The organism is Aquamicrobium terrae (genome assembly GCF_040545735.1).
Classification (GTDB): Bacteria; Pseudomonadota; Alphaproteobacteria; order Rhizobiales; family Rhizobiaceae; genus Mesorhizobium; species Mesorhizobium terrae_A.
In genome coordinates this window covers 16,841-33,115 of record NZ_JBEPML010000004.1, presented here as the reverse complement: position 1 = coordinate 33,115, position 16,275 = coordinate 16,841, and the positions used below count along the sequence as shown (strand labels likewise).

Genomic DNA, 16,275 nt, shown 5'->3' with positions numbered 1-16,275 from the left:
GGGTCAGTTTCCGAACATGAGGGACGGCAGGAAGGTGATGATCTGGGGAAACGCCACCAGCACCCCGATCGACACCATCAGGGCGAGGAAGAACGGCAGGCTTGCCCAGAACACGCGCTCGATCGGCAGGCGCGACACCATCGATACCCCGTAGAGGGCGACACCGACCGGGGGCGTGATCAGGCCGATCACGCACATGATGCAGAACAGCACGCCGACATGGATGGGATCGATGCCGGTGGCGTTGAGCAACGGGGTGATAGCCGGAACAACCATGAGGATGATGGGCGTGGCATCCATGAACATGCCGAGCACCAGCACGACCAGCAGGATCAGGATCACGATGAGCGTCGGGTCCGTGGTCAGGGATGTGACCTGTCCCGACAGGAGAACCGGAAGCTGCTCGCGCGAGAACATCCAGCCGTCCAGGCCTGAGACGCTGACGATCAGCAGCAGCGCGCCGACCGCCGTTCCGGCTCCGATGATCTCGCGCGACAGGTCGCGCACGGTCAGCGTGCCGTAGAAGAAGCCGAGCAGCATGACGTAGATGACCGCGATCACACCCGCCTCGGTCGGCGTGCAGATGCCGGAGAATATGCTGCCGATGATGAAGAGCGGCGTGAGGATCACCAGCGACGCGTCCCACAGCGCGCGCCATAGCCGCGCGAAGGAGAAGCTTTCACCCTTGGGATAGCCGCGCTTGTGGCTGAGGAAGCCGACCGTGGCCATCAGGAAGCACACGATCATCAGGCCGGGCAGAAGGCCGCCGACGAACAGCTTGCCGATCGACACGTTGGCGGTGGCGCCGTAGATGATCATGATGATGGAGGGCGGAATGATCGGTGCCAGCGTCGAGGCCGACAGCGTCACGCCGGCAGCGAAAGCAGGATCGTAGCCGCGTTCACGCATGGCCTTGACGGTGACCGTCCCGACGCCGACGGCATCTGCTGCGGCCGAACCCGACATGGCCGAGAAGATCATGCTGGCCAGCACCGCAACATAGCCGAGGCCGCCGCGGATATGGCCAACCAGCGCCTGGGCCAGGTTGAAGATGCGCTCGGTCGCGCCGCAGAAATTCATCAGCCGGCCGGCCAGCAGGAACATCGGCACCGCCGCCAGGATACTGTCGTTGACGGTTCCGGTGATGCGCTGCGGCGCAAGACCGAAAGGAATGCCCTTGGCATAGAGGTAGGCCAGTGCCGGAGCACCGAGCGCGACGAAGATCGGCGCGCGCAGCGCAATCAGGACGAAGATGCCGAGAAGAACGATCGCGAGCATGTTCAGACCCCCACAGGCTCATGGACCACGCCATCGCGCTGGGCGATGGTGGCTGCATCGGGCACGCCGATGTGGCGACGCTTGACGAGGAATACGAGGGCGTGAACCAGCATCATCGCGAAGCCGAGGGGCATGGCGATCGTCTGCACGATCACCGAAATGCCGAGCGCCGGCATGATCTGGCTGGCGCCGAAGAAGCTGGTGCGGAACCCGACCCACGCCATGACCGACATGAAGATGAGAGTCACGGCATCGATCAGGTAGCCGACGGAATTGGAAAGGGCGGGCGGCATGGCGTTGACGACAAAGTCGACGATGAAATGCTCAGCCTCGTAGAGGGCCCGCGCCCCGCCGATGAAGACCAGCCAGATCATGCAGATGCGTGAGATTTCCTCGGTGAAGGCCAAGGGGTCGGACAGCACGAACCGGTAGAGGACCTGCAGGAACATGATCCCGATCAGGCCCGAGAAGGCCAGGAGGATGCACAGCCCCTCCACCCGCACGAGCCATTGCTCGGCGCTCAACAGATATTTCCGCATGACAGTATCTCGCTGGTCGTTGAGAGAGCGATCGAAGTTTAGCGCGAGGCCTGGATGCGCTTGATGAGATCCTCGCCGTAAATCTTCGCGTATTTGTCGATGACCGGTTTGGTGGCCTCGATGAACGGCGCCTTGTCCGGTTGGGTAACTGTGACGCCCTGCGCCTTCAGGTACTGGAGGTCATCGGTCATGTTGGTTGCAAACAGTTCGCGCTGGTGCTTGGTCACCTCGGCAAAGATCTCATCGAATTCCGCCCGCTGATCGGGGGTGAGCTGTGCCAGTGCATCGACGTTGGCGACCACGACCTTGTAGAGGAAGAAATGCCCGGTCAGCGAAAGATGGGGCGCCTGCTCGTAGAAGCGCATGTTGCGATAGCCGGAGCTGTCGTTTTCGGCAGCATCGATCGTGCCGGTGGCAAGGGCAGTATACACCTCGCCATAAGGCATCGGCGTGGCCTTGGCGCCAAGGGCATTGAAGGTGTCGAGATAGACGGGGCTGCCGATCACCCGGATCTTGGTGCCGTCGAGGTCGGCAGGTGTCTTGACGTCCACCGTCCGGGTAAAGGCATGACGCTCGCCGCCCGACCACCAGCCCAGCACCTTCAGTCCCGATTCCTGCTCGATCTTGGCGGCGATCTCCTCGCCGATGGGGCCATCGGAAACGACCCAGGGCTGTACGTCGCCGTTCTCGAACAGGAACGGCAGATCGAAAACGCCAGCGCTCGGCGCAAAGGCCGACAGGTTGGACGTCGCCACCGTGGTCATGGTGACGGCGCCTAGCCGCACCTGCTCGATGGCATCCTTCTCGTCGCCCACCTGCCCTTGCGGGAAGACCGTCATCGACAGGCCGGTCTTCGAGGATTTGAGCCTCTCCGCCAGTTCGGCAAAGGCGGTATTGGAGGGCTCGCCTTGCGGATTGACGTGCGCCGCTGTCAGTTCGAGCGCCGGCGCGATGGAAGTGCCGGCAAGCAGGATGGCGGCCGAAAGCACCCCGGCCAAGTTACGGAATTTCATGTGGTCCTCCCTGAACCCTGCAAATTGCGAATATCGCAAAATTGCCACTAGAACGATCTACTAGATCGATGTAGTAAAGAATTTATCGATTGTCTATCGCTTTTTTGGAGCCCGATGCCGCCTTTCCCGGCGACATCGGTCAAGGGAAGGAAAAACCGGAATGGATCAGTTTGCAGCCTGCCACGACGAGGAAGCCCTCGAACGGCATCGCATGTTTGCCGCAACGGTGCGTGAGTTCGTCGAGGCGGAGGTGCGCGACCGCGCCCAGTCGCTCGATGAGAGCGAAACCTATCCGGAGGACCTTTACCGGACCATGGCTCAGCTCGGGCTGTTTGGCATAACGGTGCCGGCCGAGATGGGCGGCGTCGGCGCGGACACCGTTTCCTACGCCATCGTCATGGAGGAACTGTCGCGCGGCTATGCCTCGGTTGCCGACCAGTGCGGCCTGGTCGAGCTGGTTTCCTCGCTGCTGGCCGCCCATGGCACGCCCGAGCAGCGCAAGCGCTATCTCGAACCGCTGGTCCGTTTCGAGCGCAAATGCGCCTATGCCATCACCGAGCCCGAGGCCGGCTCCGACGTTGGCGGCATCCAGACCCGCGCCGTGCGCACCGCCAACGGATGGCGCCTCGACGGCGGCAAGATCTGGATCCACAATGCCCCGGTCGCCGATTTCGCCATGGTGCTCGCCCGCACTGACCCGGCCGCCGGCAAGCGCGGCATGAGCATCTTCATCGTCGATGCCGACCGGCCCGGCTACATCATCGGCCCCAAGGAACATAAGATGGGCCAGCGCGCCTCGCAGGTTGGCGCGCTGACCTTCGACGGCATAGAACTGCCGGCCGACGCCCTGCTCGGCGAAGAGGGCAAGGGCTTCCACATGATGATGAGCGTGCTCGACAAGGGGCGCATCGGCATTGCCGGCCTTGCGGTCGGCCTGCTTCAGGCGGCTCTCGAGGCTTCCGTGGACTATGCCAGGACCCGCCAGCAATTCGGCAAGCCGATCGGCGAGTTCCAGGGCGTGCAATGGATGATCGCCGATATGGCCAAGGCGCTTCATGCGGGGCGCCTGATGGTGCGCGACGCGGCCGCTCGTCTTGATGCCGGGCAGCGCGCCACCATGCACTGCTCGATGGCCAAGTGCTTCGCCGCCGACGCCGCCGTCGATCATGTGGCCAATGCCGTGCAGATCCATGGCGGTATCGGTTTCATCCGCGGCATCGAGGTCGAACGGCTCTACCGCGACGCCAAGATCGCGCAGATCTACGAGGGCACCAACCAGATCCAGCGCATGATCATCGCGCGCAACATCATGCAGTGAGGCCGGTGATGAGCGATATGGACAAGCGCGCCCTGGTAACCGGCGCGGGCCGCGGCATCGGGCGAGGCATCGCCCTCGCGCTGGCCGACAGGGGGTTTGCCGTCGTGGTCAACGACCTGAACGACAACGAGGACCTTGCCCGGACCGTCGCCTCGATCCGGGAGCGCGGCGGCAAGGCCATGCCCCTGCCCGGCGACATCGCCGATGTCGCCGCCCACGAAAAGCTGGTGGACACGGCCTGGGGGGCCTTCGGCGGTCTGGAGTGCCTGGTCAACAATGCCGGCATCTCGGTGGCCAAGCGTGGCGATCTTCTGGAAGCTACGCCCGAAAGCTTCGACCGGCTGGTCACGGTCAACCTGCGCGGCCCATTCTTCCTCACCCAGGCGGTGGCCCGGCGCATGACGGCGGCCGGGAATGACGGCTTCCGGTCGATCATCACCGTTTCCTCCGCCAATGCCGTCATGGCCTCCACCAATCGCGGCGAATACTGCATTTCCAAGACCGGGCTTTCGATGATGGTGAAGCTGTTCGCCCTGCGCCTGGCCGAGTTCGGCATCAACGCCTATGAAATCCGTCCCGGCGTCATCGAAAGCGCGATGACCGCCGTCGCCCGCGACAACTACGACGCCCGCTACGAACAGGGCTTCACGCCGATCAACCGCTGGGGCAAGCCCGAGGATATCGGGCGAGCCGCCGCCATGCTGGCCGATGGCGCACTGGCCTTCTCCACTGGCGAGGTGCTGCATGTCGACGGCGGCCTTCATGTGAGCAGCCTGTGATGACGGCCGCAACCGATACGCACGCGAAGGGCCGCGCATTGGCGCCCGGTTTCTACGGGCTCGACGACCTGGAGGTGGGCGACCATTTCGCCACCTCCCGCATCACGGTCACGGAAAGCCACGTCGTCGGATTCGCCGGCCTGTCGGGGGACCTATTCGACATCCATATGGACGACGCCTTCGCGCAGGCCCACGGTTTCCCAAGCCGTCTCGCGCACGGGTTGCTGGGCCTGGCCATGGTCGATGGCCTCAAGAACCGCGCGCCGGTGCGCATCGCCGGCATCGCCTCGCTGGGCTGGAACTGGCGCTTCCGCCAGCCGATCCTCATCGGCGACAGCATCCGGGCCACCATCACCGTCAACGCCATGAAGCCGCACCGGAATCCCGAACGGGGCATCCTCACCCTGGGCTTCGTGGTATGCAACCAGAACGACGTCGTCGTGCAGGAAGGCGAAACCTTCCTCTTGTGCGCGCGCCGGGCATCATGCGCAGATGCGCCTGCTGCAAGACAGGACGTACAAGGGCAATGAAAGACGACATGGCAAACCGCAGGATCCCATGAGCATATCGGAAGGCGCACGCCCGACGGGCCGCATCACACTGAGCGACATAGCGCAGGCAGCCGGCGTATCGCGCGCCACTGTTTCGCTGGTGCTGCGCAACAGCCCCACAATACCGGAGCGGACCCGCCAGCATGTGCTCCAGCACGCCGAGGCTCTGGGCTATGTCTACAATCGCGGGGCTGCCAGCCTGCGCACCGACAGCACCCATATCGTGGGGCTGGTCGTGCACGACATTACCAATCCCTACTTTGCGGAAATCGTCGCGGCGATCCAGCGCGAGCTGATCAACCACCGGCTCGTCGCCTTCCTCGGCGATACGCGCGATTCGCCGGAACTGCAGCGCAACTTCGTCGACACGGTGCGTGAGTACAATGTCGACGGAATCATCATGTCACCGGCGCAAGGAACCGACCCCGAGCTGATCGCTCGCCTGCAGCAATGGCGGCTGCCTTGCGTGCTGTTTTCCAGAAACCTGGCCGGGATCGAGGTCGACTACGTCGGTGGCGACAATTTCGCCGGTATGCTTCATCACACCCGCTATCTGCTGTCGCTCGGCCATCGCCGCATCGCGCTGGTGGGAGCCAACAAGATGATCTCGACCGGCCGCGAGCGGCTGGAGGGATATCTGGCAGGGCTGCGCGAGGCCGGTATCACGCCCGATCCGCAACTGATCATCCCCTGCCCGCCGACGCGCGTGGATGCCCACAACAGCCTGATCCGACTGTTGCAACTGGCCGACCCGCCGACTGCGGCGGCCTGCTTCAATGACGTTACCGCGTTCGGCGCCATGCTCGCCGTGCAGAACCTGGGTTTGAAGATTGGGCAGGACGTATCCATCACCGGCTACGACGATGTTGCCGAAGCCGGGCTCTGGCGCCCTGCGCTCACCACGCAACGGATTTCCTGCGAGGACATCGGCCGCGAGGCGGTAAGGCTCCTGCTGCGCCGGATCGCCGACCGCAACGCACCGGCAGAACGCGTCATGGTTCCGCTCGATTTCAAGGTGCGGCAGACCGCATTGACACCGCCGTCGCCGGCCCGCATTACCGCCATTCGGGAAGCTGCGCTGGCATGGGAGCAGACCGGCGAGCAGGCCCGAAGCGAGGATGCAGTGCTTGACGCTGCCCAGGATCTGAGGCGCCAATAGGCGGAGGAACACCATGCAGATGATCGACGGCACCGTCATTCCGGCGCTTGGCTTTGGCACCTGGACGCTGAAGGACGACCAGTGCAGCGAACTGGTCGAACAGGCTTTGGCCGCGGGCTATCGCTATATCGACACCGCCGCGAAATACGACAATGAGGAAGCCGTCGGCGCCGGGTTGCGTGCCTCCTCGGTCGCCCGCGAGGACATGTTCGTCGCCACCAAGGTGTGGTGGACCGACCTGGCGGCGGCCGATTTCGAGCGCTCGGCCGAGGCCAGCCTGCGCCGGCTGGGGCTCGACCATGTCGACCTGCTGCTCATCCACTGGCCCAATCCAAAAATCGCCATGAAGGAGACCGTCGAGGCCCTGAACAGGGTGCACGACAGAGGCCTCACACGCCACATCGGCCTTGCCAACTTCACCACGGCCCTGATGGCCGAGGCGGTGGCCCTGTCCGATGCCCCGCTCATCTGCAACCAGGTGGAATATCACCCCTATCTCGACCAAGAGAAGGTTCTTGCTGCATGCCGGGCGGCCGGGATGGCCATGGTGTCCTACTGCCCGATCTATCGCGGCGGGCCGTTGTTCGAGGAGCCGGCCGTCCTGCAGGCCGCCGCCCGCCATGGGCGCACGCCGGCGCAGATCGTGCTGCGCTGGCACGTCCAGCAAAAGGGTATCGGCGCCATACCGCGCACCACGCGACGGGAGCGGCTGGCCGAGAACATCGCCATCTTCGACTTCGCCCTTTCCGAGGCGGAGATGGACGAGATCGGCGCTTTGCGGGCCCGGAACCGCCGCATCTGCGACTATGACTTTTCGCCGGACTGGGATCGTCCCTGAGTTTGTCCTATTTCGAGGTGTCTGCCGCGAAGATGCGGACATCCGGTTAAACGTATGATGGCGGTTCACGCCAACCGGTCGGTAATGTCTTGCGCGATCAGGCCATAAAGATGTTTCGCGGCCGGAGGCAACAGGGTCCCCTTGCGGGTTATCATGGTGAAACGCCTGTGCAATTCGGGTTCGACGATTTGCAGGATCCTGCAATTCCTGACACGGGAAAGATCGGCGATCGAGGCAGTGAGAACGGCGATGCCAAGACCGGCATTTGCAAAGGCAAGCAGCGTTTCGCCCTGTATGCAGGAATATTCCACGGTAAAGGACAATCCCCGTTCTTCCGCCGCTTTGGAAATGATCTGGTGAACCACCGTATTCGGGTAGAACATCACCAGGGGGTGCCTTAGCACAACATCCAGCGCAATCGTTTCCGTATCCTCACCGGTGTCGATCCAATCGTCGGGAACGACAGCCAGCAGCGGCTCGGCGCGGCCTTGCTCGAAATTCATCTGGGGGTCGGAAAGCGCGGGGCCGACGCCGAAATCCGCCTTGTCCTGCTTCAGCGCATTCAGGATTTCCGCTGACTTATATTCCCCGATGGAAACCTTCACATCGGGGAAGGCGTCCTTGAAGGTCTTGATGACATAGGGAAGGCGCGCCGCCGCATAGGTCGGTGAGCAGGCGACGCGAACATGGCCGCGCCTGAAGTCGATGTCCTCGTGGATATGGCGAAACGTCGTTGAAAGAGCCGAGATCGACACGCGCGCCTGATCCAGCAGCATCTTGCCGGCCGCCGTCAGTTCGAGATGGCGTGTCGTGCGCAGGAAAAGCATGACGCCAAGCTGCGCTTCGAGTTCCCGAACCTGCATCGATATTGCGGACTGGGAGCGGCCGAGCGCCTTGGCGGCCGCGTGAAAGGAGCCAAACTCGGCAACACAGACGAAGGTGTTGATCAGCTTGAGATTGACGTGGGTGAGATCCTGAACGGTCCGGGGTCTGATCATAGTCGCTCCGGATGAGTGGTCTGGCCGCCGCCAGACGTGAACTGCCTGGCCGACCCCCTCATAGACATGGCGCGCCCTGCCATCAAGCGGGGCGCGCCTTTCACCGGAAATGCCCGCACTCAGGCGCTAGCCTTCCTCAACCGGTCCTTGGCCCATTTGAACAGCGGCAGGAGCAGAAGCCCGACGGAAAGCAGCAGGAAGACGATCGAGATTGCGCTGCTGGCGAAGATGCCGACATCGCCATCCGACATGATGAGGGAGCGCCGCACATTCTGTTCCAGAATAGGTCCGAGCACCAATCCGAGAAGTACCGGCACGGAGGGGTAACCAAACTTGCGGAAAAGATACCCGAGCACGCCGAAGCCCATCGCCATGCCAAGATCGAAGAAGGAATAGTTCACGCTGAACACGCCGTAGACGACGATCCCCATCACGATGGGAAAGAGATAGGCGGCGGGGATGAAGACCAGCGAGGCGAGCAGCGGCGTCAGCAGGATCGTCAGCACCACCAGCATCAGATTGCCGGTGTAGAAGGTGCCGATCACTGGCCAGACGAAATCGGGGTTCTGCTCGAACAGCAGCGGCCCGGGCTGGAGGCCCAGCATCAGCAGCCCGCCGAGCATGATCGCTGTGGTTCCCGAACCCGGTATGCCAAGGGTGAAGAGAGGGATCATGGCGGCATAGGAAGCCGAATTGTTGGCGGCCTCGGGAGAGGCGATGCCTTCCGGCGTGCCCTGCCCGAATTTTTCAGGATGGCGCGAAATCTTCTTCGAGAAGGAATAGGAGAAGATGGTGGCCGCCGTCGCCCCAGCGCCGGGCAGAACGCCGACGACGAAGCCGATGATCGAGCCGACGCCCAGATCCTTCCATGTCGTGATCATATCGCTCGCGCGCGGAAGAAGCGCCCTCAGCGAATAGCGCGTCCGCGCGACCTTGGGCGCGGTTTCATTGACGCTCGCGAGGATTTCGCCCACGCCGTACATGCCGATGGCGATGACGGTGAATTCGATGCCCTCCAGCAATTCGAAGGTTCCGAAATTGAAGCGCGGCGATCCGCTGACGATGTCGAGCCCGATGCAGCCCAGCCACAGGCCGAAGCCGAGGGCCGCAAAGCCCTTCGCCCTGTCTTCCCCGCCCAAGGAGGTGGAGAAGATCAGTGTCATGACCATGAGGGCCGTCATCTCGATGGGCCCGAAGCGCAGGGCGAACTCCGCGAAGGGCGCGGCAATGGCGGTGAACAGGAAGATGGCGACGAAACCGCCAACGAAGGAGGCGAAGGTCGCGATGCCCAGCGCCCGCCCCGCCTCGCCCTTCTTCGCCATCGGATAGCCGTCCAGCGTGGTCATCATGGCCGCGCTTTCGCCGGGAATGCCGAGCAGGATCGAGGTGACCGCGCCGCCATACATCGCGCCGTAATAGACGCCGGCAAGCCCGGCGACGGCCACCGCCGGCGGGAACGACACGACGATGGGAAGCAGGATCGCAAGGGCGGCCGGCGGCCCCATTGCCGGCAACACGCCGATGGCAAGGCCGAGCAGGACACCCAGCAGGGTCGCCAGCAGCATCGGCCCGCTCAGGGCGACCGACAGGCCCTGGAAGAGGTCGGAGAAGATTTCCATCCCGGTTTCCTCAGAACAGCCCGCGCGGCATCGGAACGCCGAGGGCTCTGTCAAAGATCGCCCATGCCAGCACCGTGAAGGTGATTGCCGTCGCCACGCCGATGGCAAGGCGCACGGGCCTGAAATCGGGCGTCAGCGACAGGAAGCAGGCGAAGACATAGAAGGGGGTGAGCGCGACCATGCCCACGATGGGAGCAGCCACGATGAACAGCGCGGTAAGCCCGACAAGCAGGACCACGCGAAGCATTTCGACGCGAATTTCGGGTTCGGTGGCATTCCCCGCTCCTTCCGTATCATGCCCGCTTTTGGCGGTCTTCTTCTGCGAAAAAAGCGAGGCGCCGGTGCTGACCAGCATGAGTGCGCCCGCGATTGCCGGAAAGAAGCCCGGCCCGGTAATGGTGCTCGAAAAGATCTCGTAGCGCCAGGATTGCCAGACGACGAAGACGGCAAAAACGGCAAAAAGCGACGTGAACAGTTTCTCGGCCGTAGGCGTCCGCATTCGCATCCTCCCAATTCTCACGATACGACGATGTGCTCCGGAAGCCGACGACCGGCAGGGCCAGCCGTCGGTTTTTCGGAACGCCCGGACGGGCTATTTTTCGATGGTCTTGAGGTAATCGGCGTAAAGCTTGCTGATCTCGGGGATTTTCGCCGCGAACTCCTCCGCATCCCAATAAAGTGGCACGGAGTTGTTCCGCTCCACATACTGGGTTTTCCAGGTATCGCTTTCGGAAACTTTCTTCATCACGTCCTGCCAGAACGCGACCGCCTCTTCCGGCACGTCCTTCGGCATCACCACGCCGCGATAGAGCATCAGCTCGATATTCGAACCAAGCTCCTTGAAGGTCGGCACGTCCGGCAGCGATGCGAGCCTTTCCGGAGAGGTCACGGCGATCGGTTTCACACGGCCGGCCTCGATCTGCGACATGACTTCCGACGCATTGCCGAATTGCAGGTCGATATGGCCGCCGAGGAGCGCGGTGGTCACTTCGCCATCGCCATTGAAGGGAACCGGACGCACTTCCACGCCGAGTTCGTTGCCGAGCGAAACCGCCAGAAGTGCCGGATCGGTCACGGGGCCGGTATTGCCGATACGCAGCGTTTTCCTTGCCTTGACGTCGTCCAGCGTCGCAATGCCCGACTTGGCTTCCGCGACGAGAATGAAGGGATCGCCGGCAATGACGGCGATGGGCTGGAAGTCCTCCACCTTGGCGGGTGACTGACCCATCAGAGGTGCCACGAAGAAGCTCGTGGCGATGGTGCCCATGACGTAGGCGTCGCCCTTGCGCTGGGCCACGTAATTGTAGGCGATGGCGCCGCCGCCCCCGGGCTTGTTCTCCACCAGCATCTGGGTGGGGCTCAGCTTCCCGTCGTTGACGATGCCCGCGATGGTCCGGGCGATGATATCCGAACCGCCGCCGGGCGAGGATTGCACGATCAGCGTGACGTCCCGCTCCGGATAATCGGCGGCGATAGCGGCCGTGGCGAAGACGCCACAGGCGGCGAGTGCGACTGCAAATGTGGAAACGCGCTTCAGCATCCTTTACCTCCCAAAAAATTGCTTCTGCCGGCGGAACCTGCGCGCCACCGGCTGGCTCAATACACTACTTGTTGCGTTTGTACTCCTCGATGAGCCCGGCTTTCGGCTCCAGACCGAAGCCGGGCTCCTGCGAGACGTTCAACCAACCTTTGTCGGGCTGCGGAACATCCTCGAACAGCGCGTTGTAGGTCATCCACTTGTGGAAGTGGTATTCCACAAGGCCGCCGTTCAGAACGCCTGCATGCAGCGCGATGTTGTGAGGGCCATTGCCGTTGCCGTGGCTGAGCGGCACATTGTAGGCGTGGGCCTGCGCGGCGATCCTGAGGCTTGCAGTCAACCCGCCGTCATTGTTGATGTTGGGCTGCAGATAGTCGACGGCCCCTGCCTCCAGATAATCGCGTGCCTTGTAGTGCTCGTTTTCGGCCGCGGCCACGCGGATGCGGGTCTGGCTGCGCAGATGCGCCAGATTGCGCGGCTCGTTATAATGCACGGGCTCCTCGATGAAGGTGATGTCGAGTTCCTCGCAGAGCTTGCACAGGCGTACGGCATCGGGAAGCGACATGCGCAGATTTCCATCCATGGAAAGCTTCACATCGGGACCGACCGCCTCGCGCATCGCCGCCATGCGATAATAGTCGTCGACGGGATCGGGGATCGCCTGCCTGCCGACGGTGTTCTTCAGGTGAGTGTAGCCCAGCGAAACGAGGTGGGCTGCTTCCGCCGCCAACTCCTCGCGGCTGTAGACCGGCGCGCCGTCATAGGCCGCCCCATGGGTGATATAGACCGGCACGCGATCGCGAGCGCCGCCGATCAGGTGATGCACCGGGCGGCCGGTCGTCTTCCCCTTGATGTCCCAGCAGGCGATATCGATCATCGCCATCGCCGAGACCAGCACGCGACCCAGCGGGCGCTCCCAGGTGTGGCGGTCGAAAAGCTGGGGTATCCGATCGGTGCGGAAAGGATCAACGCCTTCCTCGATGATGCGAGGCGCAAGGTATTTTTCGATCAGGTCGATCGCCACGGGATGGGTGTAACCGCTCGTTGACCAGCCGATGACGCCATCATTGGTCTCCATTTCCAGAAGAAGCGCGCCCTCGGTGCTGGGGCGATCGCGAAAGGGCGGTGGTGTGATCGGGATGCCCTTCAGATCATGGATCGAGATTCGCGCAATCTTCTGCCGCGGGGCGGCGACAGAAGTCCTGTAAAGCATGGTTTCATTCAGCATCATGTGTCTCCTGCGCAGGAGAATACCGATATCGTGCTGCCAGAAAATCGAGTTAATCTTTCAGATTGATCAGGTTTTCTGATGAAATTCGCGCCGTGCAAGAGATATGCAGAGCGCCCATATGGCCCGGCGCCACTGAACACGATCCGGAGAACGAGGCCTCCATCCGATGTGGCATCGCAAGCCTCTGCAAAGGCCAGCGGTGATTTTGATCGCCCACCGGCGGAAACGCTGAAGAATGGATCAGGTGATCGTACTGAAAGCGGTGGCACCGATCCCGAATCGCTGCGGTGGCAATGCGTGACAAAAACAATGTCACCCAAGCCGGCTCACCAGGGCATGCCGCCCTTTCCCTCCGGCTGCTTGACGCCGGGGGCGCTGATTGCGACAAGACCCGCATGCAGAATCCGCGGACGATCGACCCCGATTATCTGACCAGCCGCCTGAAAGCCCTGCTCGACATCCCGAGCCCGACCGGCTTCACCGACGAAGCGGTGCGCTATACGGCGCGCGAACTCGAACGTCTCGGCCTCGAGGTCAAGCTCACCCGCCGCGGCGCAATCCGCGCATTGAGGCCAGGGGCTGCCCAGCGACCAGCGCGCGGCATCGTCTCCCATCTCGATACGCTGGGCGCGCAGGTCAAGGCACTGAAGGAGAACGGCCGGCTGGAGCTGGTCTCCATCGGCCACTGGTCGGCGCGCTTTGCCGAGGGGGCCCGCGCCTCGATCTTTTCCTCCAGGGGCACCTATCGCGGAACCATCCTCCCGCTGAAGGCATCGGGGCACACGTTCAACGAAGAGGTCGATACGCAGCCGGTGGGCTGGCCTCATGTGGAATTGCGCGTAGATGCCTTGACGCACCAGCGTGACGATCTCCTCCAGCTCGGCATCGACGTCGGCGACATCGTCGCCATCGATCCACAGCCGGAATTTCTCGACAACGGCTTCATCGTCTCCCGCCACCTGGACGACAAGGCGGGCGTCGCGGTCATGCTGGCGGCACTCGAAGCGATGCAGCGCGCGAAGATCGAAACGCCCGTCGACACCTACTGGCTCTTCACCATCGGCGAGGAGGTCGGCGTCGGGGCTTCGGCGGTGCTGGTGCCGGAGATCGCCTCGCTCGTTGCCATCGATAACGGTACGACCGCAACCGGCCAGAATTCGCAGGAGTTTGGCGTAACGCTTGCCATGGCCGACCAGACCGGCCCCTTCGACTATCATCTGTCGAAAAAGCTTCACGAGCTTTGTGGCGAGCACGCCATCCAGGTTCAGAAGGATGTCTTTCGCCATTATCGCTCCGACGCCGCTTCCGCCGTCGAGGCCGGGCACGACGTGCGCACCGCCCTCCTCACCTTTGGTGTCGATGGGTCGCACGGTTATGAACGCATCCACCTTCAGGCGCTGATCTCGCTCGCGCGCCTGACGATCCACTATGTGGCAAGCGAAGTGCAGATCGAGCGCGATGCCGAGGAAGTCTCGGGCCTGCGTGGCTTCACGCACCAGAAGGTTCACGAGGCCAAGCAGGACCTCAAGGCCGACGAACAGGCCCGGTCCTAGGGCCGTTCCGCTTCTCCCTCGAATGGCAAAACGCTCCGGCTTCTTGTCCGCCGAAATCGCGGACGCGGCACGGCCGCGCGCTTTGACTGGAGATGCCTCCGCAGGCTCGGACAATCGAGCTCATCCATCGGGGCAAGAGGCGCGGAAAGCCGCTGTCATCTAATTTTATAATGATAAATTATTGACTCAACATAATTTATACGAATAAATATTCCATACGAAAGATGCCAAATCGAAAGGATCTTCCCCATGAAGAGGCTGTTTCGGAGCGCTGTTGCAGCGGTCGCAATCGCCCTTGCAGGCAGCATGATTTCCCCCGTCGCCGCGCAGACTCCCCCGGGCGTTCTGGTTGTCGGGCAGATCGCCGAGCCGCAGTCTCTCGATCCCCATACGGTGACGGCGACGAACGACTTCCGCATCCTCGTCAATGTCTATGACGGCCTCGTCCGCTTCAAGGACGGTACGCTCGAAGTCGAGCCGGCCCTTGCCGAGAGCTGGGACATTTCCGAGGATGGCAGAACCTACACGTTCAAGCTGCGCCAGGGCGTGAAGTTCCATGACGGCTCCGATTTCGATGCCGACGCGGTGAAATTCAACTTCGACCGCATGCTTCGTGAGGACCACCCGTTCTACGACACCGGGCCATTTCCCCTCTCCTTCAACTTTTCGTCGATCGAGGCGGTAAACGTAGTCGATCCGCACACGGTCGAGTTCAAGCTGAAGGAAGCCTTCGCGCCATTCCTCTCCAACCTTGCCTATCCGACCGGGCTGATCGTCTCGCCGGCCGCCGTGGAGCAATACGGCAAGGACTATGGCCGCCACCCCTCCGGCACCGGTCCGTTCAAATTCGTCGAATGGTTGTCGAACCAGCGTGTCGTGATCGACCGCAACCCTGACTACTGGGGCGGCGCGGCGAATCTGGAAGCCGTCGTCTTCCGCCCGATCACCGACGCCAATACGCGCGTTGCCGAAATGATGGCCGGCGGCATCGATGTCATGGTCGAGGTTCCGCCGGACAATCTCGCCACCTTCAAGCAGGACGCCAATTTCACGGTGGCCGAACAGGCCGGCCCGCATGTCTGGTTCGCCATCCTCAATGCCAAGAGCGGGCCGTTCGCCGACAAGCGGGTGCGGCAAGCCGCGAACTACGCGGTGAACAAGGAAACGCTCGTCAATGACGTGCTGCAGGGCACGGCGACGGTTGCGGCGGGGCCTATCCCGCCGGCCTTCAACTGGGTGGAGAGCGCGGTTGAACCCTATCCTTACGATCCGGAAAAGGCCAAGGCGCTGTTGGCCGAAGCGGGCGCCGAGAAGCCGCAGTTGACCTTCTATGTCACCGAGGGCGGTTCCGGCATGCTCGATCCGATCACCATGGGCGCGGCGATCCAGGCGGACCTGCAGGCCGTCGGCTTCGCGGTGAAGATCGAGACCTACGAGTGGAACACCTTCCTCGGCCGCGTCAATCCGGGGCTGGAGGGCAAGGCCGACATGGCCGAGATGGCCTGGATGACAAACGATCCGGACACCGTGCCCTATCTTACCTTGCGCACGGATGCCATGCCCGACAAGGGCGGGTTCAACTCGGGCTACTATTCCAACCCGAAGGTCGACGAGCTGCTGGAAAAGGCGCGTAAAGCGACGGACCAGGCCGAACGGGGCAAGCTCTACGGAGAGATCCAGCAGATCGTGCACGAGGATGCACCCTGGCTGTTCGTCGCCAACTGGAAGCAGAACGCCGTGACGACCGCGGGCGTTCAGGACTTTCAGTTGCAACCCTCGTTCCTGCTCGACCTGCGTGGCGTGGCCAAGCAGTAGAGCCGCCCCCTCAACCAGCCGCCGGCCCCCGACTGCCGGCGGCGCCA

Annotated in this window: 15 protein-coding genes; 7 read left to right on the top strand and 8 right to left on the bottom strand. The window is 62.8% G+C overall.

Going from position 1 to position 16,275, the window contains the following annotated elements:
* Window positions 1–3: 3 nt before the first annotated feature.
* From ABID37_RS07275 to ABID37_RS07265, 3 genes are read right to left on the bottom strand one after another with little or no spacing between them, the layout of a single operon-like run.
* Complete coding sequence (locus ABID37_RS07275) at window positions 4–1,278, bottom strand: TRAP transporter large permease (protein ID WP_354193592.1); 1,275 nt, start codon at window positions 1,276–1,278, stop codon at window positions 4–6.
* A gap of 2 nt (window positions 1,279–1,280) precedes the next feature.
* The gene (locus ABID37_RS07270; RefSeq protein ID WP_354193591.1) at window positions 1,281–1,817 is read right to left on the bottom strand and encodes a TRAP transporter small permease; all 537 of its coding nucleotides are present in this window, start codon (window positions 1,815–1,817) and stop codon (window positions 1,281–1,283) included.
* 38 nt (window positions 1,818–1,855) lie between these two features.
* The gene (locus ABID37_RS07265; RefSeq protein WP_354193590.1) at window positions 1,856–2,830 is read right to left on the bottom strand and encodes a TRAP transporter substrate-binding protein; all 975 of its coding nucleotides are present in this window, start codon (window positions 2,828–2,830) and stop codon (window positions 1,856–1,858) included.
* Window positions 2,831–3,041: 211 nt separating this feature from the next.
* Between ABID37_RS07265 and ABID37_RS07260 the strand changes: the two genes are divergently transcribed.
* The 5 genes from ABID37_RS07260 to ABID37_RS07240 are packed head-to-tail and all read left to right on the top strand — an operon-like array spanning window position 3,042 to window position 7,475.
* Window positions 3,042–4,148: an acyl-CoA dehydrogenase family protein gene (locus ABID37_RS07260; protein WP_354193867.1), complete on the top strand. Its 1,107-nt coding sequence runs from the start codon at window positions 3,042–3,044 to the stop codon at window positions 4,146–4,148.
* 8 nt (window positions 4,149–4,156) lie between these two features.
* Entirely contained in the window at window positions 4,157–4,927 is a 771-nt protein-coding gene (locus tag ABID37_RS07255) for a 3-ketoacyl-ACP reductase (RefSeq protein ID WP_354193589.1), read from the top strand.
* Window positions 4,927–5,457: a MaoC family dehydratase gene (locus tag ABID37_RS07250; protein ID WP_354193588.1), complete on the top strand. Its 531-nt coding sequence runs from the start codon at window positions 4,927–4,929 to the stop codon at window positions 5,455–5,457. The genes ABID37_RS07255 and ABID37_RS07250 overlap by 1 nt, the downstream gene beginning before the upstream one ends.
* A 28-nt stretch (window positions 5,458–5,485) precedes the next feature.
* Complete coding sequence (locus tag ABID37_RS07245) at window positions 5,486–6,637, top strand: LacI family DNA-binding transcriptional regulator (RefSeq protein WP_354193587.1); 1,152 nt, start codon at window positions 5,486–5,488, stop codon at window positions 6,635–6,637.
* A 13-nt stretch (window positions 6,638–6,650) separates the two neighbouring features.
* A complete protein-coding gene (locus ABID37_RS07240) occupies window positions 6,651–7,475 on the top strand; it encodes an aldo/keto reductase (protein ID WP_354193586.1) in 825 nt (274 codons plus the stop codon).
* A gap of 65 nt (window positions 7,476–7,540) precedes the next feature.
* On the opposite strand, the gene ABID37_RS07235 is transcribed toward ABID37_RS07240, so the two are convergent.
* The 5 genes from ABID37_RS07235 to ABID37_RS07215 all read right to left on the bottom strand — a co-directional run bounded on the left by ABID37_RS07235 (window position 7,541) and on the right by ABID37_RS07215 (window position 12,860).
* Complete coding sequence (locus ABID37_RS07235) at window positions 7,541–8,473, bottom strand: LysR family transcriptional regulator (RefSeq protein ID WP_354193585.1); 933 nt, start codon at window positions 8,471–8,473, stop codon at window positions 7,541–7,543.
* A 119-nt stretch (window positions 8,474–8,592) separates the two neighbouring features.
* Entirely contained in the window at window positions 8,593–10,092 is a 1,500-nt protein-coding gene (locus ABID37_RS07230) for a tripartite tricarboxylate transporter permease (RefSeq protein ID WP_354193584.1), read from the bottom strand.
* 10 nt (window positions 10,093–10,102) lie between these two features.
* A complete protein-coding gene (locus ABID37_RS07225; RefSeq protein ID WP_354193583.1) occupies window positions 10,103–10,591 on the bottom strand; it encodes a tripartite tricarboxylate transporter TctB family protein in 489 nt (162 codons plus the stop codon).
* Window positions 10,592–10,684: 93 nt separating this feature from the next.
* On the bottom strand, window positions 10,685–11,632 hold the full coding sequence (locus ABID37_RS07220; RefSeq protein ID WP_354193582.1) for a Bug family tripartite tricarboxylate transporter substrate binding protein: 948 nt from the start codon (window positions 11,630–11,632) through the stop codon (window positions 10,685–10,687).
* A 64-nt stretch (window positions 11,633–11,696) separates the two neighbouring features.
* Entirely contained in the window at window positions 11,697–12,860 is a 1,164-nt protein-coding gene (locus tag ABID37_RS07215) for a mandelate racemase/muconate lactonizing enzyme family protein (protein ID WP_354193581.1), read from the bottom strand.
* Between the two features lie 395 nt (window positions 12,861–13,255).
* On the opposite strand from ABID37_RS07215, the gene ABID37_RS07210 reads away from it, so the two are divergent.
* Complete coding sequence (locus tag ABID37_RS07210; protein WP_354193580.1) at window positions 13,256–14,413, top strand: osmoprotectant NAGGN system M42 family peptidase; 1,158 nt, start codon at window positions 13,256–13,258, stop codon at window positions 14,411–14,413.
* Window positions 14,414–14,662: 249 nt separating this feature from the next.
* Window positions 14,663–16,228 carry an ABC transporter substrate-binding protein gene (locus tag ABID37_RS07205; protein WP_354193579.1) on the top strand — a complete coding sequence of 522 codons (1,566 nt, stop codon included), beginning with the start codon at window positions 14,663–14,665 and terminating at the stop codon, window positions 16,226–16,228.
* Window positions 16,229–16,275: the final 47 nt, after the last annotated feature.

Bases quoted from the DNA above. Each gene is read 5' to 3' on its own strand.
- ABID37_RS07275 (WP_354193592.1), bottom strand. From the start codon at position 1,278: ATGCTCGCGATCGTTCTTCTCGGCATCTTCGTCCTGATTGCGCTGCGC.
- ABID37_RS07270 (WP_354193591.1), bottom strand. From the start codon at position 1,817: ATGCGGAAATATCTGTTGAGCGCCGAGCAATGGCTCGTGCGGGTGGAG.
- ABID37_RS07265 (WP_354193590.1), bottom strand. From the start codon at position 2,830: ATGAAATTCCGTAACTTGGCCGGGGTGCTTTCGGCCGCCATCCTGCTT.
- ABID37_RS07260 (WP_354193867.1), top strand. From the start codon at position 3,042: ATGTTTGCCGCAACGGTGCGTGAGTTCGTCGAGGCGGAGGTGCGCGAC.
- ABID37_RS07255 (WP_354193589.1), top strand. From the start codon at position 4,157: ATGAGCGATATGGACAAGCGCGCCCTGGTAACCGGCGCGGGCCGCGGC.
- ABID37_RS07250 (WP_354193588.1), top strand. From the start codon at position 4,927: ATGACGGCCGCAACCGATACGCACGCGAAGGGCCGCGCATTGGCGCCC.
- ABID37_RS07245 (WP_354193587.1), top strand. From the start codon at position 5,486: ATGAGCATATCGGAAGGCGCACGCCCGACGGGCCGCATCACACTGAGC.
- ABID37_RS07240 (WP_354193586.1), top strand. From the start codon at position 6,651: ATGCAGATGATCGACGGCACCGTCATTCCGGCGCTTGGCTTTGGCACC.
- ABID37_RS07235 (WP_354193585.1), bottom strand. From the start codon at position 8,473: ATGATCAGACCCCGGACCGTTCAGGATCTCACCCACGTCAATCTCAAG.
- ABID37_RS07230 (WP_354193584.1), bottom strand. From the start codon at position 10,092: ATGGAAATCTTCTCCGACCTCTTCCAGGGCCTGTCGGTCGCCCTGAGC.
- ABID37_RS07225 (WP_354193583.1), bottom strand. From the start codon at position 10,591: ATGCGGACGCCTACGGCCGAGAAACTGTTCACGTCGCTTTTTGCCGTT.
- ABID37_RS07220 (WP_354193582.1), bottom strand. From the start codon at position 11,632: ATGCTGAAGCGCGTTTCCACATTTGCAGTCGCACTCGCCGCCTGTGGC.
- ABID37_RS07215 (WP_354193581.1), bottom strand. From the start codon at position 12,860: ATGATGCTGAATGAAACCATGCTTTACAGGACTTCTGTCGCCGCCCCG.
- ABID37_RS07210 (WP_354193580.1), top strand. From the start codon at position 13,256: ATGCAGAATCCGCGGACGATCGACCCCGATTATCTGACCAGCCGCCTG.
- ABID37_RS07205 (WP_354193579.1), top strand. From the start codon at position 14,663: ATGAAGAGGCTGTTTCGGAGCGCTGTTGCAGCGGTCGCAATCGCCCTT.